7 protein-coding genes are annotated in these 7,019 nt (G+C 71.4%); 6 read left to right on the top strand and 1 reads right to left on the bottom strand.

Annotated features, from left to right (window positions below):
* The coding region (locus ABEA10_RS36215; protein WP_345471783.1) for a family 2B encapsulin nanocompartment shell protein at positions 1 to 897 on the top strand (897 nt) is incomplete at its 5' end.
* 80 nt (positions 898 to 977) lie between these two features.
* Positions 978 to 2,015: a family 2 encapsulin nanocompartment cargo protein polyprenyl transferase gene (locus ABEA10_RS36210; RefSeq protein WP_345471781.1), complete on the top strand. Its 1,038-nt coding sequence runs from the start codon at positions 978 to 980 to the stop codon at positions 2,013 to 2,015.
* Positions 2,016 to 2,044: 29 nt separating this feature from the next.
* Here ABEA10_RS36210 and ABEA10_RS36205 read toward each other — a convergent pair whose 3' ends face one another.
* Complete coding sequence (locus ABEA10_RS36205; protein ID WP_345471779.1) at positions 2,045 to 2,632, bottom strand: HD domain-containing protein; 588 nt, start codon at positions 2,630 to 2,632, stop codon at positions 2,045 to 2,047.
* 105 nt (positions 2,633 to 2,737) lie between these two features.
* On the opposite strand from ABEA10_RS36205, the gene ABEA10_RS36200 reads away from it, so the two are divergent.
* The 4 genes from ABEA10_RS36200 (at position 2,738) to ABEA10_RS36185 (ending at position 7,017) form a co-directional block, all read left to right on the top strand.
* The gene (locus tag ABEA10_RS36200; protein WP_345471777.1) at positions 2,738 to 3,337 is read left to right on the top strand and encodes a DUF7691 family protein; all 600 of its coding nucleotides are present in this window, start codon (positions 2,738 to 2,740) and stop codon (positions 3,335 to 3,337) included.
* A gap of 84 nt (positions 3,338 to 3,421) precedes the next feature.
* Positions 3,422 to 4,177, top strand: a complete 756-nt coding sequence (locus ABEA10_RS36195) for a class I SAM-dependent methyltransferase (RefSeq protein ID WP_345471775.1) — start codon at positions 3,422 to 3,424, stop codon at positions 4,175 to 4,177.
* A 373-nt stretch (positions 4,178 to 4,550) separates the two neighbouring features.
* The gene (locus ABEA10_RS36190) at positions 4,551 to 5,510 is read left to right on the top strand and encodes an ABC transporter ATP-binding protein (protein WP_345471773.1); all 960 of its coding nucleotides are present in this window, start codon (positions 4,551 to 4,553) and stop codon (positions 5,508 to 5,510) included.
* A 154-nt stretch (positions 5,511 to 5,664) separates the two neighbouring features.
* Positions 5,665 to 7,017 carry an ABC transporter permease gene (locus ABEA10_RS36185; protein WP_345471771.1) on the top strand — a complete coding sequence of 451 codons (1,353 nt, stop codon included), beginning with the start codon at positions 5,665 to 5,667 and terminating at the stop codon, positions 7,015 to 7,017.
* Positions 7,018 to 7,019 lie beyond the last annotated feature (2 nt).

Raw genomic sequence — 7,019 nt, 5'->3', positions numbered from 1 at the left:
GCCGGGTCGCAGGAGACGTGGGATTTCACCGCCAAGGCCCAGACGAAATGCATCGTCCTCTCCTTGTCACGCGAACGCTTCGACGAGCTCGCCGAGCAGTCCGAAGAGCTGCGCGACCACCTCGCCGCGCTCCGCGACCAGGAGCGGCCGGCCCAGAACAAACACGGCGAGGCCGCGATCACCCTGGCCTCCGGGCACGCGGGTGAGCCGGTGTTGCCGGGGACGTTCGTGGATTATGAGTTGTCGCCGCGGGAGTACGAGCTGAGCGTGGCTCAGACGGTGTTGCGGGTTCATACGCGGGTGGCGGATCTGTACAACCAGCCGATGAACCAGGTGGAGCAGCAGCTGCGGCTGACGATCGAGGCGCTGCGGGAGCGGCAGGAGAACGAGCTGGTCAACAACCGCGAGTTCGGCCTGTTGCACAACGCCGACCTCAAGCAGCGCATCTACACCCGGTCCGGCCCGCCCACCCCGGACGACATGGACGAGCTGCTCAGCCGCCGCCGCAAGACCCGCTTCTTCCTCGCGCACCCGAAGGCCATCGCCGCGTTCGGCCGTGAGTGCAGCCGCCGGGGTGTCTACCCGCAGAGCGTCGAGGTGGAGGGCCACGCCGTGAGCTCCTGGCGCGGAGTGCCGATCTTCCCCTGCGACAAGATCCCGATCGGCGACGACCGTACGACCTCCATCGTCGCGATGCGGACCGGCGTCGACGACCAGGGCGTCATCGGCCTCCAACAGACCGGCATCCCGAACGAGGTGCAGCCGAGCCTGTCGGTGCGCTTCATGGGGATCAACGATCAGGCCGTCCTCTCGTATCTCGTCAGCGCGTACTACTCCGCGGCCGTTCTCGTACCCGACGCACTGGGCATCCTCGAGAACGTCGAGATCTCCCGCTGACGAGAGGTGCCCATGACTGAGCGAAGCGAGGGAATCAAGGACGCGTACCTGTGGTCACCCTCCCCGACGAAGGAGGGTCCATGACCACCACCGACCATCCGAGGACCACCCGCGCGGCGGGCGAGATCCTGGCGTGGAGCCGGAGCATGGTCGATCCGGCACTCCGGTCGGCCATCGACACGCTCCCCGCGTCGATGCGGCTGGTCGCGGGCCACCACTTCGGCTGGTGGGACGAGCGCGGTCAGCCGACCAACGCCGCCGGAGGCAAGGCGATCCGCCCGACGCTCACCCTGCTGGCCGCCGAGGCCGTCGGCGCCGAGCCGTCGTCGGCGGTGCCCGCCGCAGCCGCGATCGAGCTGGTGCACAGCTTCTCACTGCTGCACGACGACGTGATGGACGGCGACCGTACGCGCCGGCATCGCCCCACGACCTGGGCCGCGTTCGGGGTGGGCGCCGCGATCCTCGGCGGCGACGCCCTGCTGACGCTCGCCTTCGACGTGCTGGCGGCCAGCGAGCACCCGGCCGCCACCGCCGGCATGCGGTGGCTCAGCACCGCCGTGCAGAGGCTCGTCGCCGGTCAGAGCGCCGACATCGCGTTCGAGACGCGTGCCGACGTGGAGCTGTCCGAGTGTCTGTCGATGGCCGGCGGAAAGACCGCGTCGCTGCTGGGCTGCGCGTGCGGCCTGGGCGCGCTGTTCGCCGGGCAGCCCGACCAGGCGGTCCGGCTGCGCGCCTTCGGCGAGCAGCTGGGCCTGGCGTTCCAGCTGGCCGACGACCTGCTGGGCATCTGGGGCGACCCGAAGCTCACCGGCAAGCCCGTCTACGCCGACCTGCGCCGGAGAAAAAAGTCGCTGCCGGTGGTCGCCGCGCTGACCTCGGGCACCCCGGCCGGCCGTGAGCTGGCCGCGCTCTACCGCCGGGACCTGCCGCTGTCCGACGCCGAACTCATCCACGCCGCCGATCTGATCGAACGCGCCGGAGGCCGCGCCTGGTGCCGGCGAAAGGCCGGCGATCTGCTCGCCGACGCCCTCCACCACCTGCGCTCGGCCAACCCGGCCGCCCGCCCCGCCGAGGAACTGACCACGCTGGCCCGAATGATCACTCACCGCGATCACTAACGGGGCGGTTCGGGGACGCGAAAGCCGAATCAGGAGGTGATGGGATAAGCGGACTGGAAGGCCAGCCGCCGGTCGGCGCCGGCGGCGAGTTCGGTGAGCAGGTCGTCGAGCGCCATGAACACCTCCCACGGCTCCCGCCCGGCCGTGGATGCGAGGTGGTCGACGACGCGCTGCTCCAGGTCGGGCACCCGTTTGCCCTTCCACACCTTGTCGGCCAGGCTCACCAGCAGATCCTCGAACGTGACGTCCGCTCCGTCCCAGGTGCCATGGGTCCCGGCGAACCGCGCGAGCCTCTCGTCCACACCGTGGTCGAGCAGCAGCCGATGCCCGCGCCGCTCGTGCTCCGAGCCGGGCCCCGAGAGCTCCTCGGTCACGTAGGCCTTGCCGACGTCGTGCGTGGCCGCGCCGTACCGCACCGCCTCCTGGTCGACGCCGATCCCGGGAAACCGCTCGCCCAGTGAGTCGAGCAGCCGGCACGCGACGTCGTGCACCGCCCGCAGATGCGCTCCGAGCCGAGGAGGCGCGTCGAGCCGGTGGAGCAGCCCCTCCACATCCTCGGGCAGCCGCCGGAGCCCCGCCTCGTCCCGCAACGCCCGATCGAGAGCAGAGGATGTCATCCGCGCACGATAGTGAGGTTCGGCCGATCCGCACCACCCGGCCGACGTACGCCCCGGCGATCCGGCGAGGACGGCGCTGTCGGTGCCGGACGCTACGGTCTCGGCATGAGCTACTCGCTGACCCTCTATCTCGTCGACCTGGAAAAGGCCCGGGGCGCCATCGGCTCCGGGGACGACAAGCTCCGCCGGATGATCGGGGGCCGGTTCAAGACCGCGCTCGCTCACGCGGACGAGTGGTTCGACAGCGAGATCGAGTCGGGTGCTCCCACGCGGTACGAAGCGGTCAAGGCCGTGATCAACGGCGGGCCCTACGACGCCGCGCACGGCTTCCAGTACGGGTACGCGTACCAGACGATCTGCGAGTTCTACGGCAGGTTCCTGGACAACAACGATTTCTCGCCGTTCCGCGGTGAATGGCTGGAGATGGTCGACGAGGGTCTCGCCAAGCTCGGCATCGGTGTTCGCGTCACCGACTTCATGTACGGCTCCATTCCCTCGCAGCTGCCTCGTCCCGAGCATCTTCCCTGCTACGGCGAATGGTCGCCGCAGGAGTGCGCACAGGCCTTGACCGCATGGGAGGCCACGACGGCGGAGCAGCGTGACGCTCTCGACCGTGAGGTCCTCGCGGCGGTCAACTCGTGTATCGGCTGGACACGTGAGGCGCAGGCCAGGCCTGGTTGGGGTGTCGCCGGCTTCGGCTTCTGATCGCCGGACGGCATCGCCCTCATCCCCGCGGCGCGCTGCCATGGCCGGGCACATCGCCATCCGCGGCAGGAGTGCGCGCAGACCTTGGCCGAATGGGAGGCCGCGGGAGCGATCGCAGAAGAGGTTCTCACCGGCGTCGCGGCCGGTGGCACCGAGGCGGGCGGAGATGCGGCGTACGACTGTGCGAGGCTGATCGGCATGGTGGCATTCGACAGCCATGAGCGTGTTCGCCGGACTTACGACGTGGTCGCCGAGCCGTACGCGGCCGGCTTCCGGGACGAGCTGGCCCACAAGCCGCTCGACCGGGCGTTGCTCACCGCCCTGCTGGAGCAGGCCGGTGCCGGCGCGCCGGTGGCGGATCTCGGCTGCGGGCCCGGACACGTCACCGGCTGGCTCGCCGACCAGGGCGCGGCCGCGGTCGGCGTTGATCTGTCGGGTGCGATGGTCGAGCTGGCCCGCAAGGAGCATCCCGCCGTCGAGTTCCGCCAGGGCGACCTGCTCGACCTGCCCGCCCGCGACGGGGAGTTCGCCGCCGTCGTCGCCCTGTACTCGATCATTCACCTGACCGCGGCCGAACTCACCCGCGCCTTCCAGGAGATCCACCGGGTGCTCCGCCCGGGCGGCCGGCTGCTCGTCTCGTTCCACATCGGCTCCGAGGTACGGCACCTGACCGAGTGGCTGGGCCGCGACGTCGACGTCGACTTCCACTTCTTCGCCCTGGACGACATCGCCGACGAGCTCGACGCCGCCGGCCTCACGACGTACGCGCGGCTCGAACGCGGGCACCACCCCGAGGAGGTCGAGACCCGCCGCGGGTACCTCATGGCGCACCGGCGATGACCACCCTCGCCTGATCCTCGCCGCCACGGAGCGGTCCGCCGCACCTGCCGACCATGCCGGGAGCCTGCCAGGCCTGTTGACCACGCCGGGACCCAGCCCCGCCTGCCGTGCCTTGCCGGAATGGTCCGCTGTGCCTGCCGGCGGTGCCCGAGCGATCCGCTCCACCCCCTAGCCGCGCCGGGGTGACCTGCCTCCGCCTGCCGGACTTGGTGGGGCCGTTGCCCGGTGTGGCCGGGCCATGGCCGGGCTGAGCGCTATGGCCGGTTTAGGTCATATATCGGCGAGTTTGCCCAATGTTTGTCTGCACGCTCTCCCCGCGCAAACCGTGATCTTTAGGTTCCTGGTGCTGAAGATCAAGCCAAGGGAGATCCACATGCACGGGAGCCCCGCAGTCCGGGGTCGCGGGATCACGAAGTCCTTCGGCGACGTACGCGCGCTCGACGGCGTCGATCTGGACGTGGCGCGCGGGCAGGTGCACGGCCTGGTCGGGCCGAACGGCGCGGGCAAGACGACGCTCCTCGGTCTGCTGCTGGGCCTGGCGATGGCGGACAGCGGCAGCCTCGAGATCCTGGGTTCGCCGGTCGGCCGGACGCTCGCCGTCCCCGACGGCGTCGCGGGCTTCGTCGACGGGCCCGGGCTCTATCCGTCGCTCACCGCTCGGCAGAACCTCTCCGCCCTGCTCTCCCTGCGCGGGTACGACACCGGTCACGCGGTCGGCGTCGACGACGCGCTGGAGCAGGTGGGGCTCACCGACGTCGCCGACGATCGCATCCGGGGGTTCTCGCTGGGCATGCGCCAGCGACTCGGGCTGGCCGCCGCGCTGCTCACCACACCGCGGCTCCTCGTACTCGACGAGCCGGCCAACGGCCTGGACCCGGCCGGCAAGCACCACGTACACCGCGTCATCACCCGGCTCGCCGAGGACGGGACCGCGGTCGTCCTGTCCAGCCACCGGATGGACGACCTCGCCGCGCTGTGCTCCGAGGTCACCCTCCTCTCCACCGGGCGGGTCGTCTTCTCCGGGCCGGTGGGCAAGCTCGCCGCCGAGAGCGGGGAGCTCGACTACCGGGTGCGCACCTCCGACCGAACGGCGGCCCACCGAATAGCGGCGGACACGCCGGGGCTCCGGGTCGTACCCGGTCGTGACCGCGTCGAGCCGGATGCCGACGTGCTCGTGGTCCGCGGCCCCGTACCGGCCCTCGACGAGCTGGTGGTGCGGCTGGTGCACGCCGACGTGGCGGTACGAGAGCTGGCGCCCGTGGTGACGCCGCTCGAGGCCGCGTTCCTGGCCCTCACCGGGGCCGGGCAGACCGACGAGGAGGACCTCTCGTGACCGGGCGAAGCGAGCGAAGCGGAAGACACCGCACCTCGGCCACCACCCGGCGAGAACGCGGAGCGCTCTCGCCGGCCGGGCCGGAGGAGTGTTCAGGAGCGCGCGAAGCGAAAACGCAGCCGCTGTGGTCACCCTCCCCGACGCAGGAGGGCTCATGACCGCGACCGTCGCTCCACCCCCGGTCGAGGCCCGGCCGGCGCCGGTGTCGCGGAGCTACCGGTTCGAGCTGGTCAAGCTGCTGTCCCAGTGGCGGATCCGCGTGCTGCTGCTCGCCTGCTGGATCGCCCCCGCGGGTTTCGTGGCCGTGGTGAGCCTGCAGAGCATGCTGCCCGCCGACACCGTCTTCGGCCGCTGGATGCACAGCACCGGCTGGGCGGGGGCACTGGTCGTGCTGGACTTCTCCCGCAGCTGGGCGCTCCCGCTGCTGACGGCCCTGGTCGCCGGGGACGTCTTCGCGACCGAGGACCGGCTGGGCACCTGGCGCCACCTCCTCGTCTCGGTCCGCTCGCCGAGGCGGATCTTCGTGGCCAAGGGCATCGCCGCTCTCACCGTGCTTTTGCTCCTGGTCGCCGGGCTGGCCGTCTCGGGCATCGCCGGCGGCCTGGCCGCGGTCGGCAACCGGCCGCTCGTCGGCATGGACGGCCACCTTCTGTCCCCCGGGGACGCGGCCGGCACGGTCCTGCTCTCGTGGGCCTGCGTGCTCGCGCCGACGCTGGCGTTCGCCGCGATCGGTCTCCTCGGCTCGGTGGCCCTGGGGCGTTCGACGATGGGGCTGCTGACGCCCGCGCTGCTCGCGTTCGCGTTGCAGCTCGCGCAGCTGCTCCCGCTGCCGGTGGCCGTACGGCTGGCCCTGCCGAGCCACGCCTTCCTCGCCTGGCGCGGGCTGTTCACCAGCCCGGCGCAGGTCGGCCCCCTCCTCATCGGCCTCGTGGTGAGCCTGGCGTGGGCGGTCGTCGCCACCGCGTTCGCCTACCACCTGTTCGTCCGCCGCGACTTCACCGACCTGGCGTACGACGGGTCGGGCCGGCGCGTCCTCGTCGCCGGGGCGCTGCCGCTGGCCGGGCTGGTCGCCCTCACCGTGGTCGCGCTCATCGGCGCGACTCCGGCCACGGGCTCCGGGATCGAACGGGCCAAGGTCCAGGACTCGCTCGCCACGGCGTACGCCCACCTGTACCGGATGCAGACGCGGGAGCTCCATCGCCCCGGCGTCACCGAGGCCCAGCTGCGGGCCACCGCGTCCTGCGACAAGGGAGGCCCCCGCGTCCCCGACCACGGACCGGGCAACGACTGGCGGTGCGTCGTGTCCTGGCATCTGCCCGGCACGACCGCCGTCGGCCAGGCCATCTACCAGCTCGACGTCACCGCGGACGGGCGGTACGTCGCCGACGGAGACGGACCGAAGGAGGTGAACGGCTACTTCCAGGTGCGCACCCCGACCGGGGACGCCCCCAATCCTCTGTGGCAGTTCGACGGGAACGTCGACCTGCTCGCAAGCACCAAGGGATAACT

The sequence above is a fragment of the Actinoallomurus oryzae genome (genome assembly GCF_039541955.1).
In the GTDB taxonomy this organism is placed as follows: Bacteria; Actinomycetota; Actinomycetes; order Streptosporangiales; family Streptosporangiaceae; genus Actinoallomurus; species Actinoallomurus oryzae.
This window is presented reverse-complemented; position numbering and strand designations above follow the sequence as displayed.

Excerpts from the sequence above, each read along its gene's own strand:
- ABEA10_RS36210 (WP_345471781.1), top strand. The coding sequence starts at position 978 with ATGACCACCACCGACCATCCGAGGACCACCCGCGCGGCGGGCGAGATC.
- ABEA10_RS36205 (WP_345471779.1), bottom strand. The coding sequence starts at position 2,632 with ATGACATCCTCTGCTCTCGATCGGGCGTTGCGGGACGAGGCGGGGCTC.
- ABEA10_RS36200 (WP_345471777.1), top strand. The coding sequence starts at position 2,738 with ATGAGCTACTCGCTGACCCTCTATCTCGTCGACCTGGAAAAGGCCCGG.
- ABEA10_RS36190 (WP_345471773.1), top strand. The coding sequence starts at position 4,551 with ATGCACGGGAGCCCCGCAGTCCGGGGTCGCGGGATCACGAAGTCCTTC.
- ABEA10_RS36185 (WP_345471771.1), top strand. The coding sequence starts at position 5,665 with ATGACCGCGACCGTCGCTCCACCCCCGGTCGAGGCCCGGCCGGCGCCG.